General features: G+C 36.4%; 23 protein-coding genes. 9 read left to right on the top strand and 14 right to left on the bottom strand.

Annotation, left to right across the window (positions count from 1 at the left end):
• On the bottom strand, positions 1-960 hold the full coding sequence (locus tag RYK20_RS05130) for a stage II sporulation protein M (protein WP_314894662.1): 960 nt from the start codon (positions 958-960) through the stop codon (positions 1-3).
• A 24-nt stretch (positions 961-984) separates the two neighbouring features.
• Between RYK20_RS05130 and RYK20_RS05125 the strand changes: the two genes are divergently transcribed.
• Positions 985-1,722 (top strand): RDD family protein, encoded by a 738-nt coding sequence (locus RYK20_RS05125; RefSeq protein WP_314894661.1) that lies wholly within the window; start codon positions 985-987, stop codon positions 1,720-1,722.
• 126 nt (positions 1,723-1,848) lie between these two features.
• Positions 1,849-2,361 carry an azurin gene (azu, locus tag RYK20_RS05120; RefSeq protein ID WP_297978534.1) on the top strand — a complete coding sequence of 171 codons (513 nt, stop codon included), beginning with the start codon at positions 1,849-1,851 and terminating at the stop codon, positions 2,359-2,361.
• Between the two features lie 84 nt (positions 2,362-2,445).
• Here azu and RYK20_RS05115 read toward each other — a convergent pair whose 3' ends face one another.
• Positions 2,446-3,012, bottom strand: coding sequence for a fumarylacetoacetate hydrolase family protein (locus tag RYK20_RS05115; protein ID WP_314894660.1), 567 nt, complete (start codon positions 3,010-3,012; stop codon positions 2,446-2,448).
• Positions 3,013-3,068: 56 nt separating this feature from the next.
• Here RYK20_RS05115 and RYK20_RS05110 point away from each other — a divergent pair, with 56 nt between their 5' ends.
• Entirely contained in the window at positions 3,069-3,623 is a 555-nt protein-coding gene (locus RYK20_RS05110; protein WP_311456723.1) for an RsmD family RNA methyltransferase, read from the top strand.
• A gap of 1 nt (position 3,624) precedes the next feature.
• Here RYK20_RS05110 and purN read toward each other — a convergent pair whose 3' ends face one another.
• On the bottom strand, positions 3,625-4,194 hold the full coding sequence (gene purN / locus RYK20_RS05105; protein WP_314801653.1) for a phosphoribosylglycinamide formyltransferase: 570 nt from the start codon (positions 4,192-4,194) through the stop codon (positions 3,625-3,627).
• A gap of 106 nt (positions 4,195-4,300) precedes the next feature.
• Between purN and coaD the strand changes: the two genes are divergently transcribed.
• Entirely contained in the window at positions 4,301-4,780 is a 480-nt protein-coding gene (gene coaD, locus RYK20_RS05100) for a pantetheine-phosphate adenylyltransferase (RefSeq protein ID WP_297978526.1), read from the top strand.
• Positions 4,781-5,995: a folylpolyglutamate synthase/dihydrofolate synthase family protein gene (locus tag RYK20_RS05095; protein ID WP_314894659.1), complete on the top strand. Its 1,215-nt coding sequence runs from the start codon at positions 4,781-4,783 to the stop codon at positions 5,993-5,995.
• 1 nt (position 5,996) lies between these two features.
• Here RYK20_RS05095 and RYK20_RS05090 read toward each other — a convergent pair whose 3' ends face one another.
• Positions 5,997-6,227, bottom strand: coding sequence for a ferredoxin (locus RYK20_RS05090; protein WP_297978523.1), 231 nt, complete (start codon positions 6,225-6,227; stop codon positions 5,997-5,999).
• Between the two features lie 73 nt (positions 6,228-6,300).
• Here RYK20_RS05090 and RYK20_RS05085 point away from each other — a divergent pair, with 73 nt between their 5' ends.
• Complete coding sequence (locus tag RYK20_RS05085) at positions 6,301-6,870, top strand: DUF3109 family protein (protein ID WP_314801657.1); 570 nt, start codon at positions 6,301-6,303, stop codon at positions 6,868-6,870.
• A 9-nt stretch (positions 6,871-6,879) separates the two neighbouring features.
• Here the strand turns inward: RYK20_RS05085 and RYK20_RS05080 are convergent, their stop codons facing one another.
• On the bottom strand, positions 6,880-7,446 hold the full coding sequence (locus RYK20_RS05080; protein WP_297978520.1) for a 1-acyl-sn-glycerol-3-phosphate acyltransferase: 567 nt from the start codon (positions 7,444-7,446) through the stop codon (positions 6,880-6,882).
• A 236-nt stretch (positions 7,447-7,682) separates the two neighbouring features.
• Between RYK20_RS05080 and surE the strand changes: the two genes are divergently transcribed.
• Together surE and RYK20_RS05070 are read left to right on the top strand one after the other, a co-directional pair.
• Positions 7,683-8,453: a 5'/3'-nucleotidase SurE gene (gene surE / locus RYK20_RS05075; RefSeq protein WP_311456731.1), complete on the top strand. Its 771-nt coding sequence runs from the start codon at positions 7,683-7,685 to the stop codon at positions 8,451-8,453.
• Positions 8,450-8,743: a hypothetical protein gene (locus tag RYK20_RS05070; protein ID WP_314894658.1), complete on the top strand. Its 294-nt coding sequence runs from the start codon at positions 8,450-8,452 to the stop codon at positions 8,741-8,743. The genes surE and RYK20_RS05070 overlap by 4 nt, the downstream gene beginning before the upstream one ends.
• 51 nt (positions 8,744-8,794) lie before the next feature.
• Here RYK20_RS05070 and RYK20_RS05065 read toward each other — a convergent pair whose 3' ends face one another.
• From RYK20_RS05065 to RYK20_RS05040, 6 genes are read right to left on the bottom strand one after another with little or no spacing between them, the layout of a single operon-like run.
• Positions 8,795-10,420: a DUF4139 domain-containing protein gene (locus tag RYK20_RS05065; protein WP_314894657.1), complete on the bottom strand. Its 1,626-nt coding sequence runs from the start codon at positions 10,418-10,420 to the stop codon at positions 8,795-8,797.
• Positions 10,421-10,456: 36 nt separating this feature from the next.
• Positions 10,457-10,915 (bottom strand): META domain-containing protein, encoded by a 459-nt coding sequence (locus tag RYK20_RS05060; RefSeq protein ID WP_297978368.1) that lies wholly within the window; start codon positions 10,913-10,915, stop codon positions 10,457-10,459.
• 11 nt (positions 10,916-10,926) lie between these two features.
• Positions 10,927-11,250: a DUF4298 domain-containing protein gene (locus tag RYK20_RS05055; RefSeq protein ID WP_297978369.1), complete on the bottom strand. Its 324-nt coding sequence runs from the start codon at positions 11,248-11,250 to the stop codon at positions 10,927-10,929.
• A gap of 32 nt (positions 11,251-11,282) precedes the next feature.
• A complete protein-coding gene (locus RYK20_RS05050; RefSeq protein WP_297978370.1) occupies positions 11,283-11,927 on the bottom strand; it encodes a suppressor of fused domain protein in 645 nt (214 codons plus the stop codon).
• Between the two features lie 26 nt (positions 11,928-11,953).
• Positions 11,954-13,171, bottom strand: a complete 1,218-nt coding sequence (locus RYK20_RS05045; protein ID WP_297978371.1) for an ABC transporter permease — start codon at positions 13,169-13,171, stop codon at positions 11,954-11,956.
• Between the two features lie 22 nt (positions 13,172-13,193).
• The gene (locus tag RYK20_RS05040) at positions 13,194-14,354 is read right to left on the bottom strand and encodes a cysteine desulfurase family protein (protein WP_314894656.1); all 1,161 of its coding nucleotides are present in this window, start codon (positions 14,352-14,354) and stop codon (positions 13,194-13,196) included.
• 100 nt (positions 14,355-14,454) lie between these two features.
• Here RYK20_RS05040 and RYK20_RS05035 point away from each other — a divergent pair, with 100 nt between their 5' ends.
• Positions 14,455-14,961 carry a hypothetical protein gene (locus RYK20_RS05035; RefSeq protein ID WP_314894655.1) on the top strand — a complete coding sequence of 169 codons (507 nt, stop codon included), beginning with the start codon at positions 14,455-14,457 and terminating at the stop codon, positions 14,959-14,961.
• Here the strand turns inward: RYK20_RS05035 and RYK20_RS05030 are convergent.
• From RYK20_RS05030 to RYK20_RS05020, 3 genes are all read right to left on the bottom strand, one after another.
• Positions 14,930-15,316 (bottom strand): DUF4878 domain-containing protein, encoded by a 387-nt coding sequence (locus RYK20_RS05030; RefSeq protein WP_314894654.1) that lies wholly within the window; start codon positions 15,314-15,316, stop codon positions 14,930-14,932. The genes RYK20_RS05035 and RYK20_RS05030 overlap by 32 nt on opposite strands.
• A gap of 197 nt (positions 15,317-15,513) precedes the next feature.
• On the bottom strand, positions 15,514-15,756 hold the full coding sequence (locus tag RYK20_RS05025) for a hypothetical protein (RefSeq protein ID WP_314894653.1): 243 nt from the start codon (positions 15,754-15,756) through the stop codon (positions 15,514-15,516).
• Positions 15,753-16,397, bottom strand: a complete 645-nt coding sequence (locus RYK20_RS05020) for a hypothetical protein (protein WP_314894652.1) — start codon at positions 16,395-16,397, stop codon at positions 15,753-15,755. The genes RYK20_RS05025 and RYK20_RS05020 overlap by 4 nt, the downstream gene beginning before the upstream one ends.
• Between the last annotated feature and the right edge of the window lie 62 nt (positions 16,398-16,459).

Here is a 16,459-nt window from a genome sequence, read left to right as displayed (position 1 = left end):
TTATTTTGATTTATAGTGTTTTATAATGGGATAAATTAGGAAATAATAGCTAATCACCGAAAGTGTTCCTAGTATAATTATAATATTCAGTACTAAGGGCATATCATAATAATAACGGGTAATAAAACCTTCAATAAACCCCGCTGCGATGAAAAAGGGTAGTGTCGCCAAAAATATATAAAAGCTCTCCCTAAAACCTATTTTAAAGGACAATATTCTCGAAAAAGTTTTGGGAATCAGTACAGAAAGAGCTAAAACAAAACCTGCTGCTGTAGCTATCACTATACTAAATATTTCCATCGCTCCGTGCAACCAAATAGCCCTAAGGCTTGCCTGTAAAGCTCCTGCTTGGTAACAGAAATATTGGAAAACGCCTACCATTATCCCATTCTTCATTGCAATAAAAAAAGTAAGTATGCCTGCACTAAGCGCATAAAGATAAGCATTAAAAGCAACCCTTATATTATTTACTGTAATGGCTATAAAGGAACTCCAATTCCCTCCCGACTTATACACTGCCATCGGATCCCCTTTCTCAATATTATCCAGAGTCATATTTATGTATTCATCACCTAAGGTAGCTCTTGCATAAGAAGGCTGATAATGAGCCGATAAAGCCCCTATCACCATAAAGAAAAAGAAAAGTATAAAAGCAAAATAAATTACCTTACGATGCTTATAAAGCAACATAGGAACTTCCTCGGTGAAAAAAAATGAAAATCTATTTTTATCAACACGTTTGGTTTTGTAAATTTTTTGGTATATTTGCGACACCAAAAAATTAAGGTAAACAGTCGTATTACTCTTAGGGTAATACGTCTGTGAAAAGGATAAATCACCTAAAAGCTGAATATAGTTATCCGCCATCTGGTCAGGAGAAATTCTCTCTTGCTCACTGAGGATAGCTTCTACTTCAAGCCATTTTTCCTTATTTTGTTTGATAAATGCTACTTCTCTCATACGAGGGGCTAAATTATAAAAAAAATGTCAAAAATAGAAATAAAAACGACACAAAATATTTTACTTTTTTTCGAACCTGCCTCTGTAGGAGAACGAATGGGAGCAAGGCTGATTGATTCTCTTATCATAGGAGGCTATGGAAGTATTGTATATCAAGCCCTATCCTATATTGTTCCTTATCTCTCAGATGACCCTTTTGCTGAACAGGCTTTATTTCTCATTTTCTTTTTGCCTTCTTTTTTCTATCCTATGGTTGCCGAAATGGCTATGCAAGGACAGACTTTTGGTAAAAAGATAATGAAAATCAGAGTGATAAAGATTGATGGTTATCAGGCTTCTTTTACCGATTTTCTCATCAGGGGGCTTTTTGGGCTTCTAGAGATAGATCTTTTCAGTGGTTCTATTGCTATGATTTCTATCATTGCCTCAAAGCATTCACAACGCTTGGGTGATTTTGCAGCGGGCACTGCTGTAATTACAGAACGTAATAAGATGAACATCTCTCATACCATCTTGGAAGAACTGTCTTATACCTATCAGCCTCTTTTCACTAAAACAGAAGCTCTTCTTTTTTCGGACAATGATGTGCAAACCATCAAAAACTACTTTAATGAGGGGGTCAAAAAGAATAATCAACCTCTTCTGAATCGACTATCAGATAAAATTACTCAAATCAGTAAGCGAGAACCTACCCCTGATATGAAAATTTCTGATTTTATCCAACAATTCCTCAAGGATTATAACTACTATACAGGATATTAATCCTTTAGAAAATACAATAGAAAAAGACCTTTTACACCTTAATTAAAAAGATTCTAAATAAAATTTGTACTTTCAGATTTTTATTTGTACTTTTGCCCACATATTCATCATTTAAATAATACCAAAATGAAAAAAACATTATTCCTAATGGCTTCCCTAGCCTTAATGGTTGCCTCCTGTGGAGATAACAAGAAAACTGAAGAAACTGCACAAACCACTGAGCAACAAGCTCCTGCTACAGAGGCTTCTGCTAGCCAAGATGCTGAGGCTGTAAATGTTACCATAGAGGGTACTGACCAGATGACTTTCTCTGTTAAGGAAATCAAAGCAAAAGCCGGACAAACCATCAATCTTACTCTAGTTCATAATGGTTCTATGGCAAAAAATGTAATGGGACATAACTTTGTTCTCTTGAAAAAAGGAACTGATGTAGCTGCTTTCGCAGAAGCTGCTATGGACGCTGCTGCTACTGACTATATTCCTAATGGAGGAGCTGATGTTATTGCTCATACCAAGCTTATTGGAGGAGGAGAGAAAGATGTTATCTCTTTCAAAGCTCCTGAGGCTGGTACTTATGACTATATTTGTTCTTTCCCAGGGCACTATGCAATGATGAAGGGAGTACTTGTTGTAGAATAAGTATTTAACTCTTAGAGTCTTAATAGACTGCTTTGTATATCAAAGCAGTCTATTATTTTATTTCCTCTAAAGATACAAATCGCCTTATTTTATCATTACTGAAAAAAGTTCTTTTTCTTGAAGCTTCCCTTCCAAAGAAGTCTCTTTTTCAAGAAGATAAGACATTGTTGTTAAAGGTAAAGCAAGTAAATCTCCTGTACGGAATGTGAAGTATTGAGAGGCATATGCCAACATTGAAGACAATTGTTCTGATGCTTGCAACAACTTACCAGTATCAAAAACCGTGCCATTCTGTGTAAAAATATAAGTTTTTTCTAAAAAAGATAACGGCAAGAACTCCCCCACTACCATTGAACTATCAAATGCTACACTCTGTTCCCAGGGGAGCCCTCGTTCTCTAAGCATTTTCTGGAGGTCATAGGCTATTAAGTTCAGCCCTATAGTAAATTGTTCGTAATACTTATGGGCAAACTTCTCAGAGATGCATTTTCCTTGTTTGGTTATTTTTACCATTATCACAATATTAGCCCTTACCTCTGCTGTAAAATCAGGAAGATACAAGGGTAATTCCTTATTATGAATTGCGGTATCTGGTTTTATATAAAGAGAAATGGGCTTCTCCTGAAGGGATTCTATATATATTATTTTCAATTTAAACTTTTTTTATTACTATAAAATCTGTATTTTTGCGCATTATTTTCAAGTATATGCGTATTATTTCTGGTACTCATCGGGGAAAGCAACTCATTGCTCCCAAGCAACTCCCCGTCCGCCCTACAACGGACTTTGCAAAAGAATCTCTTTTCAATATTCTGAATAATTCTTACTATTTTGACAGTATATCTGTTCTAGACTTATTTGCTGGAACAGGGAATATCTGTTACGAATTTGGCAGTAGAGGCTGTCAGGATATCACTGCTGTAGATAGCCATTCAGGATGTGTTCAATACATTTCTAAGACAGCCGAATCTCTTTCTTATCCTATTGAGGTGGTTAAAGGAGATGTCTTCGGTTACTTAGAAAAGACACTCCGCAAGTTCGATATTATCTTTGCAGATCCTCCTTACGAAATCGCCCCAGAAGACCTAGAACGCATTGTTAGCCTTGTTTTTGAGAGAGAACTCCTTAATGATGAAGGCTTACTGATTATTGAACACTCCTCTAAAATTTCTATGGAAGAACACCCGTATTTTGAACAAGTTCGCAAGTATGGAGGAACTTCCTTTAGCTTCTTTAGCTTTTATGAAGAAGAGGAAGCGTAGTTCAGACTTTCTGAAGTAATTGCTCAATAACTATAGGAAAATATTGGTATTCTAGTGCGTGAACTTTCTGAGCAAGGCTATCAGGAGTATCCGTAGGACTTACAATTGTCTTTTCTTGACGGATAACAGCTCCTTGGTCATAATGCTCATTGATGTAATGAATTGTAATCCCACTTTCTTTCTCCCGATTGGCAATCACAGCCTCATGCACGTGTAATCCATACATTCCTTTTCCTCCATATTTAGGAAGTAAAGAAGGATGTATATTAATAATTTGATCAGGAAAATGTGCTATAAGAGAAGATGGACATTTCCAGAGAAATCCTGCTAGAATAATTAGATCTGGTTGAGCATCTTGTACCCTAGTAAGTACTTGGTCTGACTCATAGAAAGCTTTTCTATCAAATATTTCACAAGGAACAGATAAGCGTTTGGCACGGTCGATAACCCCTGCTTTGGGATTATTAGTGAGAATTAGTACAACCTCAGCTAGCTTATTTTCTCTAAAATAAGTAATCACACGCTCTGCATTGGAACCATTCCCTGAGGCAAAAATAACAAGTCGTTTCATCTTAAAATTTTATGCAAAGTAAATGTTTTTTTTAGTGATATCCAAGAAAAAAATAAGCTATTTATCCATTTCTTTTTTGTAATTTTGCCCCCTGAAAAATATTTGTATGAAGAAAGCACTCTTCCCGGGATCTTTTGACCCTATTACCCTTGGTCATTATGATATTATCCAACGGGCTACAGCACTTTTTGACGAAATTATTGTAGCTGTAGGAGAAAATGCTGACAAACGCTATATGTTCTCAGTGGAAGAACGAAAAGCTTTTATTGAAAAAGCTTTTGCTCACGAAAAAAAGATAAAAGTAGTCAGCTATCAAGGGCTCACTGTTGATTTTTGCAAGAAAATGGACACTGAATTTATCCTAAGAGGACTAAGAAACCCTGCTGATTTTGAGTTTGAACGCGCTATTGCTCACACCAACCGTGATTTGGGGGGAGTAGAGACTATTTTCCTACTTACTGCTGTAAAAACCTCTCATATTTCCTCTTCTATTGTAAGAGATGTGATTCGTAATCGTGGAGATTATACCTTATTAGTCCCCGAGAGTGTTCGTATTGAAAATATTGAAAATTATTATATACACTAGATGACCTATTCAGAAACACTTGATTGGCTTTGGGCACACCTACCTATGTATCAAGAAAAAGGAAACTCTGCTTTTCGCCCCAAACTAGATAATATTCTTATGCTATGTGAGCATCTGGGGAGTCCTCAAGAACAATTTCCTTCTGTACATATAGCAGGTACCAATGGCAAAGGGTCTTCCTCTCACGCCATTGCCTCTGTCTTACAAGAAGCTGGTTATAAAGTAGGGCTTTATACCTCTCCTCACCTAAAAGACTTTAGGGAGCGCATCAAAATCAATGGAAAGGATATTTCTCAAGAGGATGTTATTGCTTTTGTAGAAAAAAATAAAGACTTTCTCGAGGCTCATTCATTTTCTTTTTTTGAAGTAAGTGTGGCGATGGCTTTTGATTACTTTTCAAAGCAAAAAGTGGCTATTGCGATTATAGAAGTAGGATTAGGAGGGCGATTGGACTCTACCAATATCATCTCTCCTATTGTATCTCTTATTACCAATATTGGAAAAGACCATACTGAAATACTAGGGAATACACTAGCTGAAATTGCCCAGGAGAAAGCTGGAATTATTAAGCCCAAAACTCCTATTGTTATCAGTGAATACCATAAAGAAACAGCTCCTGTATTCGAACAAATTGCACAGGAGAGGGAAGCTCCTCTATTCTTTGCTCATCTGATAGAAGCTCCTTTTTCTATGGACTTAAAGGGTCATTATCAGAGTAAAAATATTAAAGGTATTGTTCAGACCCTCCGCATTTTACAGGAAAAAGGTTGGAAAATTTCCGAAGAAAATATAAAAGCAGGACTCTCCCATATTGTAAATAATACCCACCTTATGGGTCGCTGGCAAGTATTAGGAACTTCTCCTAAAATAGTATGTGATACAGCCCACAATGCACACGGATTCACAGAAATATTTACTCAATTAAGAGAAGAGTCTTTCAGCACCTTACGTATGGTCATTGGATTTGTTAAGGAAAAGGATTTAGAAAGTATCCTGCCTATGTTCCCTAAGGAGGCTGTATATTATTTTTGTTCGCCTAAAATAGATCGAGGACTCCCTGTGAAGCTTCTTGAAGAAAAAGCCAGCAATTTTGGACTTAAAGGAATTAGTTTTTGCTCAGTGAAAGAAGCACTCGCAAAGGCTCAGGAAGAGGCTCAAGAAAGTGATTTTATCTATGTAGGAGGGAGTACTTTTGTGGTAGCTGAAGTAGTATAGCTTATACCTGCTTGGTAGTAATAATTTTCACAGGGCAAGCCTTTTGAGCATTCTCACAAGCTTCAAGGATGCTATCATCGTGAGATTTCAAAGTGAAAAAACCTTTCTTTTCCTTTGAATGGAGTAGCACGCTTTTCCCATCTTTTTTACTCATTTGGAATTGTTCTGGTGCCATCTCTACACAATAATTACAACCTATACATTTGTCTCTTTGCAAAGTAACTATTACCATTTCTTTATTATTTGTGGCAAAAATACAAATTTTTCACGAAATAAGATTCTTTTTATAATTAATTTCAATATTTATGATTCAAATTGATGATACAATTATCTCCGAGGAGATACTAGAAAATAATTTTGTTTGTAACCTCAATGCTTGTAAAGGAGCCTGTTGTGTAGAAGGTGACGCAGGAGCTCCTGTAGAAGACGATGAAGTAGAAATTCTTGAACAGATATACCATAAAGTAGCTCCCTACCTAAGCTCTTTAGGTAGGAAAGCTATTGAGGTACAAGGAACTGCTATCCGCGGTACTGATGGAGAATGGGAGACCCCCCTTATTAATGGAGGAGAATGTGCTTACGTAATTCGTAATGAAAAAGGAATTGTATTCTGTGGTATAGAACAAGCTTATAATGAAGGAAAAATCAGCTGGAAAAAGCCTATTTCCTGCCATCTATATCCTATCCGGCTAAAAAAATACACCTCCTTCACAGCCGTAAATTATGACCGTTGGGACATCTGTAAGGATGCCTGTACTCTAGGGAGAGAACTACAAGTTCCTATCTATAAATTTGTCAAAGAAGCTCTCATCCGAAAGTTCGGAAATGATTGGTATCAACAACTTGAAGAGGCAAAAAAGCTCCTAGAATCCTAACAATTTTTCCTAATAAATTTTAGGATTCCACTGCTCTGGATACTTAGGAGTAATCTTTTTGTAATAGTTCTGAAGTTCCTCCATAATGCTTTCCTGTGAGCGTTCTTGGAGGTCTTCCAAACTGATTTTTTTCCCTATATAAATAATCTTATCCTTGAAATCACCTGCTCCTAGAACAATAGGGACTTGAGCTCCTAATGCCATATGATAAAAGCCCATTCGCCACTTACTCACCTTAGAACGAGTCCCTTCAGGAGTTATTACCAAGCTAAAACTCTCCTTCTGAAAAAGATTTGTAACAAAAGCAACTAGGTTATTGCGTTGGGATCGGTCAATACCTATTCCTCCCAACTTACGGATAAGCCCACCATACCAAGCTTTGGTATGAGCATCTTTTATAATAAGCTTAAGAGGCTTTCCAAACTTCCAATAGGCTAAAATCCCTAGTACAAATTCCCAATTTGAGGTATGAGGAGCCACAACTAGAATACAGCGGTCTAGGTTATGAAAATCTCCTTCCAACTTAATTTTCCAGCCTGTAATCCATAATACAAAAGAAGCTATTATTTTCTTCATTAAATTTGTTTTTGAGAGCAAAAATACTACTTATTTTTGAGAATAAAAAACTATTTTCAAATAGATTTTCCACAAAAGAAAAGACTATCCTTTCGGGGATAGTCTCTTCTGTTAAAAAGTCAATATTTAACCCATTATGTATTTATAGAATAAAAAAGTTATTCATTTGATTAAAAAATTTATTTACAGTTTGTTTTATTTTTGTACTTTTGTCCAAAATTTATTAAGTAATTCGAATGAAAAAACCTTTGATTCTTATCACCAATGATGATGGAATTACTGCTCCTGGAATCCGTACTCTTATTCAGGTAATGAATACCTTAGGAGAAGTAGTTGTAGTTGCTCCTGATGCCCCTCAAAGCGGAATGGGACACGCTATTACCACTACCTCTTCCCTATTCTGTGAGCGAGTACATACCAATAGCGGAGCAGCTGTAGAATACCGCTGTAGCGGAACACCTGTGGACTGTGTAAAGATTGCAAAGCACGAGATTCTTGACCGTACCCCAGATCTTTGTGTGAGTGGTATCAATCACGGTGCCAATTCCTCCATCAATGTTATTTACTCTGGAACAATGAGTGCTGCTGTAGAAGCAGGAATTGGAGGCATTCCTGCCATAGGATTTTCACTACTGGATATGAACTGGGATGCTGACTTCTCGCAATGTACAGATTTTGTTCGGGAAATTTCTCTGAATGTACTTAATAACGGACTTCCCAGAGGCGTAGTGCTTAATGTGAATATTCCTAAGCTCCTTAAGGAAGAAATTAAAGGAATCAAGATATGTAGGCAGGCACGTGCCCGATGGGAAGAAGAGTTCGACCGACGTACAAACCCTCAAGGACGTGATTACTACTGGCTTACAGGAAAATTTATTAGCGAAGATGATGGTACTGATACTGACCTATGGGCACTGAAGAATGGCTATATCTCTGTAGTTCCTACACAAGCAGACCTTACTCACTACCCTTCTATAGAACCTCTTAATAAATGGATTTTCAAATGAAAAAATACAGACGTAAAGAAATCGCTATTGGCTTTGCCGTAGGTCTCATTGCCAACATATTCGGAATATTCCTCTGGTGGCTTATCTTCTTTTTCCCTACTGATATAGAAGCAACTCTTACCTTTGCCTATGAAGAGGGAACACTAGGAGCTATTATAGGACTCGGAGCAATCCTGAACTTAGTTGCTTTTTTCCTATTTATCCGTATGAGCTATGATCTCAGAGCCAAAGGCGTACTGCTGGCGACTTTTATCAGTGCCTTTGTGATCCTTTTTTTGAAATTTTGGTAAAATATTTCTCATCTATACAAGAATAAAATCTTATATAGATGAGAAAATATATTAAAAATTCTCTATCACTTTATCCTTAGGGTATTTTAGCTTATAACTTATACGGAAAGTCTTGGTTTCGTTGGGCTTTAGGGAAATATCCCAAGTGAGAATGTGGGTTTGTTCATCTACAGAGGCTTTTGACGCTTCCAAAAGCTCTATTTCTATAGATTTTTCAATTCCTACAGGATACTGGTCTTTCAAAACCAAGTCTATTTTTTCTTTCTTATTATTACGAAGGGTAATATCATAGGTAAAAATTTGCTCCTTACTACCTGAAATAAACTTCGTTTGTGATTTTTCCACTACCTTTTCTCTCTTTACACTGATTTTTTTATCATTTCCCATTGTAAGATTAAGGGTTTCCGAAGTTTGGTTAGGGTCTATATAGGTTTTTCCCACATATAATCCCTCAAATACGATATTTGCTTCTCCTGCTAAGAGGTTATATTTGGAATAATCTTCTACAGAAGCTACTAAATAGACTTCCTTATCCACACGAGGAGCCGTATAATATTTATAATCCGCCTTTAGGTGCAGTTCTTGTAAGGAAACACTATGAGCTTTGCCATTGGCAAGAATATCATAAGGAACATCAATATCAAAAGAGACATTCAACTGGTTTTCAGAAGATGTAGTGTATTGTGATAGAGTTGATTCCTCCAATTTAGCATCTGCTAAAATCATTTTGGCTTGTGGCATAGGAGCCCTATTATAAGCTGTTGCTTCAAAAGCATAGTTACGGGTTCTCGTACTCAACTCTCCCAACTCTCCCAAATAGATATGCCAAGACTGCAAGATTGGGAATTGATTATTAAAGTTAGGATTCCCACTAGAGAGAGACAACCTAATCGCTTTCCAGTCTAGCCCTGTTGTTTGGGAGATTTGTGCTTTATAGAGTAGTTGAATAGGATCAGAAAGCTTTTCTGAACGAAGTTCATAAAAAGGATGCCAAGTAGCCGAATTGGAAATATAGCTTACTGAAAAATCTGCCTTCTGTGCTACTGGAGACATCAACTGTAGAATGATCTTCCCATCAGAAATTTTTTCTTTCTCAGCAGTACTTACTTCTATCCTTGCTGTGAGTTTGTCTATGGTTTTCTTAAGAGCATCCTCTTTTTTACGTAATTGATCAACGCTATTAAGCAAATCGGTACGCTTAGTGGCATAATAATCCACTATTTTCGAAAGGTCGGCAAAATTAACTCCTGTTTGCTCACCTCCTATTACACGATTATCATCCAGTAAGCGAATTGTTTTCTCCTCGGACTCTCGCTGATTCTGGATTTTCTTAAGTTGTCCTCCCAGAAGTTCAAGGCTATCCTGAACTCTTTTGACCATAGGAGATTCCTTATCTAGCTCATATTCATTCAAATAACGGTTAGTAAACTGAGCTGAAAGAACTGTTACATTTGAAGGAGCCAATACACGAATCGTTTCTTCAGAAAGGTTATTAGCCACATTTTTAATAACTAATTCACTCGTTCCCTTGGGAATCATAGCCGAAGCGGTATGAGTGAGTTCTACACCTCTAAAATAAACAGTTGCTTGCTTCACTTTGGCTTCTGTAAAGGTGGGTTTCTGTGCCCAAAGAGGCACAGAAATGACTGATAGTAGTCCCAATAGTAGTCTTTTCATATTTCTTATATTTAATAAAGTTTTGTCTTCAAGAATTTACTTAAGAAAAGTAAGAACTTCTTCTCCCTCTTGATTAAACAATTGTAACTTTTCGTCTTCTATTTTATAAGAAGTTGTTTCCTGCAAGGCTGTAAGGAAAACACTACTATATTCTATCTCAGGACAAAGCCTTAAGGTGGAGGCTATCTCTCCAAAAGTAAGTTGTGTATCCGTTATTAAAGAAATTAAACCTGTAAAGTTATTACAACTATCATTTCCTGAAATGCTTTTCTTCTGTAAATCTATATTCAGATAAATGGTTTGGGTATTCTTAAGGAGTTTTACCCCTTTTATATGATAAATCTTCCATTGTCCTTCTAATCGGGAATCAGGAAATTTAGGAGTTATAGAAGCTTCAGCCTGAGGCACTTCAGGATTATTGGATGTAGGCTGATTGGCACAAGCCTGTACCAGAAGAAGGCTTATCATAAGGAACATTAATTTAATTTTACTCATACTATTTAGTTTTATTTTTTCCATTTTTTATTATCTATAGACTCTATAAGTTCCTTATAGCCATCCGCTATATCGAACTCAGTTCCAATAGCATCAAAGATAGCATCCTGAGTAAGTACCCATTGAGGCACCTCATCAGGGATTTTTCCGTCATTACTATCAAAGTAATCTTTCCGCCACTGAGGACTATCATAGTAGGCTACCAAAGCCTCAAAATTAGGCTGTAAAGCCTTCCACTCTTCGAGAAGAGCTTCAGCTTTCGTAAGAGTCTGTTCTACTTGGCTGAGTATCTCTCCCATACGGCGAATATTATCATATCGCTCTTCATTAGTCATATTCGAAATTTCAACAATTAACTAATTATCAATTATTTTCTATCTAAATCCGTGATCAGAAGCGGATTATTTTTTCTCAATCCCTCAATAAGTTCTTCTACTTTTTCAATAGAAAAATGGGTTCTGATAGTTTTTAGTTCTTCAGCAGTAATTCCTACAGCTTGCAAGAACTGAACTTTTCCGTGGGGAGTATTTATCTCTCCCAATGCCGGATCCTGAACAAAAGCTACAGCCGTAATCTCAGTGTCATAGCCTAAACGTATAGGGCTATTAGCAGGAAATACGTGAAAAGGCTCAAAATAATTCCCTGAAGTAAAGACATACTTAGCTATGTTTTGCAGAAAATTAATTGCCCAACCTACACTCTCGTCTCCTGATTTCTTAAGGCGAAAAGTAATCTCAAAGCCAAAACCACTATAATCCTCTCCTACAGCCTCTTCATTATAATATAGCTCAGAAAAACCATAAGTAATAAAGTGAAAATGAGGCTCCTGCTCATTACTCTGATAGACACTCACTCCATCCAAGTAAGAACTTCCTCCTAATGATGCTGGAAGGTCTGGTACATAATGATCAGCCTCTTGATTGGGGTAAAGAGATTCTAAGGACTTATCTATAGCCTCCCATCCTACAGCATCGTCTTCTGTAAAAATTTCTTTATAGGTTGCTAAATCCATCTTTTTCATCATTTAGTTATTAAAGTCTATTCATATCTTAATGCTGTAATAGGCTCCAAGTCTGATGCCTTACGGGCTGGATACCACCCAAAGAATACTCCTGTAATAGTACAAACCAAGAAAGACAATACAATAGAATAAAAAGTAATACTTACAGGCCAGCCGATGAACACCTTTACCACATAGGTAGCCAAAAGCCCTAGTACTACTCCTACTATACCTCCTGTAATACTAATCAGTACCGACTCTATCAAGAATTGTGCCAGAATGTCTTTTCCTTTGGCACCAATTGCCATTCGTAAACCTATTTCCTTGGTACGTTCCTTAACAGATACATACATAATATTCATAATTCCTATACCTCCAACAATCAAGGAGATACTAGCTATTGCTACCAATAGTACAGTAAGCATCTCCGAGGTGGAAGAGAATGTAGAAATAAGCTCTTGCTGAGAAAAAACATTAAAATTATTCTCCTGGTCGGCAGCAATATTATGAGTGCGCTCGAGTATTTTTTTTACCTGATTCACAGCGTTTTCTGCTTCATTTTCATTGATAGCAGAAGCTACAATAGATTGGAGATAGTTCTGTGCAAGGATACGTTTCTGTACGGTGGTATAAGGAGCAATGATGATATCATCTTGGTCTTGCCCAAAATTACTTTCTCCTTTGGCAGCAAGTATGCCTATCACCTTAAAAGGGATATTCTTAAAACGAATTGTCTGCCCAATAGGAGAATCTCCATCTGGGAATAGATTCTTAACAATTGTCTGCCCAATAACAGCTACTTTAGAGAAGTTATCTATTTCATCCTGACCAAACATAGCTCCTTCTGTAACAGACCACTCTCGTATAGAAAGGTAATCCATATTTACTCCATAGATAGAGGTAGGCCAGTTATTAGCCCCAGCAATGGACTGTCCATTTCCACTGAATACAGGAGTTATATATTTAAGGAGGGTAGCTTCCTTTTTTAGAGCTAGGTAATCTGTCATCTTAAGGGATTGCATATCACTATTATTACGTACCCCTCCGAACATTCCTGCTCCTGGACGAATATTGAGCATATTGGTTCCCATTTTGGAAATATTCTCCTTGATACTCTTCTTAGACCCTTCTCCTATGGCAAGCATTGTAATCACCGAGCCAACCCCAATAATAATACCTAACATAGTCAGTAAGGTACGTGTTTTATTCAAGAGAATAGCACGCCAAGCGATACGAAATAAGTTTTGTAGATTCATATTCTGAGCACATTAAGGGTAATTAGTCCTGTAAAAATTCTTTAAGTACTTCTATACTATAGTCTATTTCTTCCTTGGTATTAAAGATAGAAAAAGAAAACCTTAGGTGAGCTTCATACCATTGTTCTTCAGGAAGAATAGCTCTCAGCACATGAGAACTCTGTACGCTACCACTCTGGCAAGCACTTCCTCTGCTGACGGCTATTCCTCTTATATCCAAAAACAGAAGTGCAATATCTGCTTTTTTCTCTGGAACAGGTAAGGATATATTCACGATTGTATAAGTACTTTCATTAAGGCTCCCACTTTGCCCATTAAAACGAACTTGAGGGAGTTCTTTTTTTATTTTTTGTATAAAATAATATTTTAAATCACGGATATAGGTAAGTTCTTTATCTAGATTCTGATAGGCTAGTAGGAAAGCTTTTTCCATTCCCACGATATTATGGATACATTCCGTTCCTGCTCGCTTGCCTCTCTCCTGCTCTCCTCCAAAGATAAGTGGTTTCACATTTATTCCCTTGCGAATATAAGCAAATCCTACTCCCTTGGGTCCGTAGAATTTATGAGCTGAAGCCGTGATAAAATCCACTGGGATCCGTGATAGGTCAAATGTAAAATGTCCTATAGATTGTACCGTATCACAATGAAAATAAGCGTTATACTTGCGACAGATATTTCCTACTCGCTCTATAGGTAGGATATTGCCAATCTCATTATTCACTTGCATTAGGCTCACTAGCACCTTCTCATCAGAAAGAAACTCCGAAAGTAACTTCTCTAAATGATTCAAGTCAGGAGTCCCCTTAGGCGTAAGTTTCACAAAAGAAACACGTATACCATACTCATCCTCAATAGATTGCGTGGTATGTAATACTGCGTGATGTTCAGTAGGAGAAGTGATAATCTGAGTAATTCCTAAGGCACATACCGCCCCTTTGAGTATCATATTAATGGCTTCTGTACCTCCAGAAGTAAATATAATTTCTGCTGAAGTAGCTCCTAATTCCTTGGCTATATTCTTACGGGCTTTCTCTATCAATGCTTTTGAAGTACGTCCGAAAAGATGGGTAGAAGAAGGATTCCCATAGAAAGAAAGAGCCTCACACATTGCTTCTTGTACCTCTTTGCGTATTGGGGTAGTTGCGGCATTATCAAAATAGATTTTTCTCTCCAGACCCATTGAATTTGATTTTATGGGACAAATGTACGAATTATTTTTTAAATGAATCCTTTTTCATTTATTCATATTATTTTGTATTTTTGCCCCAAATTTTTCAACTATGAAAACTACTTTCCTAGGGATTTTTCTCTTTTTGGGGTTACTAACAGCCTGTAATGATGGCAATTATAGTATAGAACGTATTACCTTTAGAGGAACAGAAGCTTATTCCTGTACAGGAGATACAACTACTACCTTTCTTTATAAGACACAAGAAAAACAAGCTCTTATCCTACAATTTCGGGCAGGCTTACTCTCCAATAGAGCTGATTCAATTACTGGACAAATCGGTAGTGGATACACCCTCCTATATCGTACTTTTGATGCCCCTCCTACTAGTTCCTACTTCTGTACTTCTCCTCCTGCAACTTCTCCTCGAGTAACCTCTGAGATACAAGCACTAGGCGGAACTGTGAGCATTGTAACCCGTGAGATAGTAGATACTGTTGCTGGGACTGTGAAATATAAGCACTTGGTGCGTATCCGAGACCTGAATATCACTAATGAAAATGGAGAAAGACTTATTGAAAAGGATTTTAATTTTGGTTCCTATCAGACTGCAAGGTAACTTTCCATTCACCATTTATTTTATTAACTCTTAGCTGTTTGTAGCTATTTCCTGTTGCGATACTATAAGTAACCATCACGGCATCCTCTCCTATGGGAGTCACCTCTATGATTTGAAAATCTAACTTTTTGGAAGGGGAAAGAGTGTCATTTCCTTGTTGGCTGAGCATTGCCTGTATTTGGTTCATCTGAACTAGTACTGTACTATCCCCATATTGCTTTGCTTTATCGAACTCTTTTTGTTCTATAGCTGTAATAAACCCTTCTACAGCTGCTTCTGGAGTATTCTTAGTAGGCTGGGAACAGCTCATAAAGCCCAGCAGAGTGAGGACAAAACCTCCTATGTAATATCTCATCTTTTTAGGTATAAAAACAAATTATTTATTTAAGATACATTATTTCGTTTACAACATTCTCAAAAGTACAAGGTTGTGCATACATTGTGCTACATAACAGCACTAATGTATAACAAAACCATCTGTTTAGTAATTTCTCCATATTTTTTATCTTCTTTATTTTTAAAAATAACTAATCTACTATTTCAAATATTTTTTTAAAAATTTTCCAACTTATATAACCATTGCAAAAAGATTTCTGAAGAAACTTTACTTCCTTCTAACCAACCTGATATTTTTTCAGTAAAGACACTTGGCTTCACAAACAACTTTTCCAACTCTTCAATAGGCTTTCCATCTGCTGTTTTAAGAGCTGCTATGACTTTTGCCTTTAAGGTCTGGAGATCACTTATATTGTTTGTCTTAGCAAATATCCATTGAATATCTCCTAAATCGTTCATTCCGTTTTCAGAACATCATATGCTGATACTTCATAGCCTGTTATATCATTTTCTATAAAGGCGTTTAATAGTTTTTCGGATATAATATTTCTTCCCTCAAAATGAAATATATCATATTTTGGAAAAGAATTTAATAGGTAAACTTCTTTAATTATGAGTTCTGTTTCAAAATCTTCAAAAGTTTTTTTATCTTTACTTAGGTAAAATTCCTTGGATGTAAAACAGAATTCTTGGATGACATCTCTCCATTTTAGTATGAATTTTGATCTCTCCATATCTATATATTGGAAAATATCATCGTAAAAACGGAATAAATAATAATCTTTTATAATTATTCTATTTTCCAATAAGATAAAAGAGTAAAATTTAGAAGTAGGGATATTAAAGTTTACAATAATCCTTTTCATTTTCTTATTAATCAAAATTCCCCAGTGTGAATTATAAGAACTCAATAGATCTGTTTTTTTAGCCCTTTTATTAAACTCTAATTCTAAATAAGGTATTTTATTAGGAATCTCTCCAAAAGAAAGTCTTTCATTGGAGAATGGAGAGCCTAATACACAATTCTCTGTTGGAGATACTTGCGGATATTCTCCAATCATATCTAAGTCAATGGATTCATCTATAGTAAAGTATCTCATTTATCAATTTTTTTAAAATTTTCGTTTAGGTTCATTCCTGAGTTTTTGGCTTCTATGATTTT

This window comes from uncultured Capnocytophaga sp., assembly GCF_963525585.1.
GTDB lineage: Bacteria > Bacteroidota > Bacteroidia > Flavobacteriales > Flavobacteriaceae > Capnocytophaga.
This window is presented reverse-complemented; position numbering and strand designations above follow the sequence as displayed.

Coding starts and splice junctions, on each gene's coding strand:
- RYK20_RS05130 (WP_314894662.1), bottom strand. CDS start 960: ATGAGAGAAGTAGCATTTATCAAACAAAATAAGGAAAAATGGCTTGAA.
- RYK20_RS05125 (WP_314894661.1), top strand. CDS start 985: ATGTCAAAAATAGAAATAAAAACGACACAAAATATTTTACTTTTTTTC.
- azu (WP_297978534.1), top strand. CDS start 1,849: ATGAAAAAAACATTATTCCTAATGGCTTCCCTAGCCTTAATGGTTGCC.
- RYK20_RS05110 (WP_311456723.1), top strand. CDS start 3,069: ATGCGTATTATTTCTGGTACTCATCGGGGAAAGCAACTCATTGCTCCC.
- purN (WP_314801653.1), bottom strand. CDS start 4,194: ATGAAACGACTTGTTATTTTTGCCTCAGGGAATGGTTCCAATGCAGAG.
- coaD (WP_297978526.1), top strand. CDS start 4,301: ATGAAGAAAGCACTCTTCCCGGGATCTTTTGACCCTATTACCCTTGGT.
- RYK20_RS05095 (WP_314894659.1), top strand. CDS start 4,781: ATGACCTATTCAGAAACACTTGATTGGCTTTGGGCACACCTACCTATG.
- RYK20_RS05090 (WP_297978523.1), bottom strand. CDS start 6,227: ATGGTAATAGTTACTTTGCAAAGAGACAAATGTATAGGTTGTAATTAT.
- RYK20_RS05085 (WP_314801657.1), top strand. CDS start 6,301: ATGATTCAAATTGATGATACAATTATCTCCGAGGAGATACTAGAAAAT.
- RYK20_RS05080 (WP_297978520.1), bottom strand. CDS start 7,446: ATGAAGAAAATAATAGCTTCTTTTGTATTATGGATTACAGGCTGGAAA.
- surE (WP_311456731.1), top strand. CDS start 7,683: ATGAAAAAACCTTTGATTCTTATCACCAATGATGATGGAATTACTGCT.
- RYK20_RS05070 (WP_314894658.1), top strand. CDS start 8,450: ATGAAAAAATACAGACGTAAAGAAATCGCTATTGGCTTTGCCGTAGGT.
- RYK20_RS05065 (WP_314894657.1), bottom strand. CDS start 10,420: ATGAAAAGACTACTATTGGGACTACTATCAGTCATTTCTGTGCCTCTT.
- RYK20_RS05060 (WP_297978368.1), bottom strand. CDS start 10,915: ATGAGTAAAATTAAATTAATGTTCCTTATGATAAGCCTTCTTCTGGTA.
- RYK20_RS05055 (WP_297978369.1), bottom strand. CDS start 11,250: ATGACTAATGAAGAGCGATATGATAATATTCGCCGTATGGGAGAGATA.
- RYK20_RS05050 (WP_297978370.1), bottom strand. CDS start 11,927: ATGGATTTAGCAACCTATAAAGAAATTTTTACAGAAGACGATGCTGTA.
- RYK20_RS05045 (WP_297978371.1), bottom strand. CDS start 13,171: ATGAATCTACAAAACTTATTTCGTATCGCTTGGCGTGCTATTCTCTTG.
- RYK20_RS05040 (WP_314894656.1), bottom strand. CDS start 14,354: ATGGGTCTGGAGAGAAAAATCTATTTTGATAATGCCGCAACTACCCCA.
- RYK20_RS05035 (WP_314894655.1), top strand. CDS start 14,455: ATGAAAACTACTTTCCTAGGGATTTTTCTCTTTTTGGGGTTACTAACA.
- RYK20_RS05030 (WP_314894654.1), bottom strand. CDS start 15,316: ATGAGATATTACATAGGAGGTTTTGTCCTCACTCTGCTGGGCTTTATG.
- RYK20_RS05025 (WP_314894653.1), bottom strand. CDS start 15,756: ATGAACGATTTAGGAGATATTCAATGGATATTTGCTAAGACAAACAAT.
- RYK20_RS05020 (WP_314894652.1), bottom strand. CDS start 16,397: ATGAGATACTTTACTATAGATGAATCCATTGACTTAGATATGATTGGA.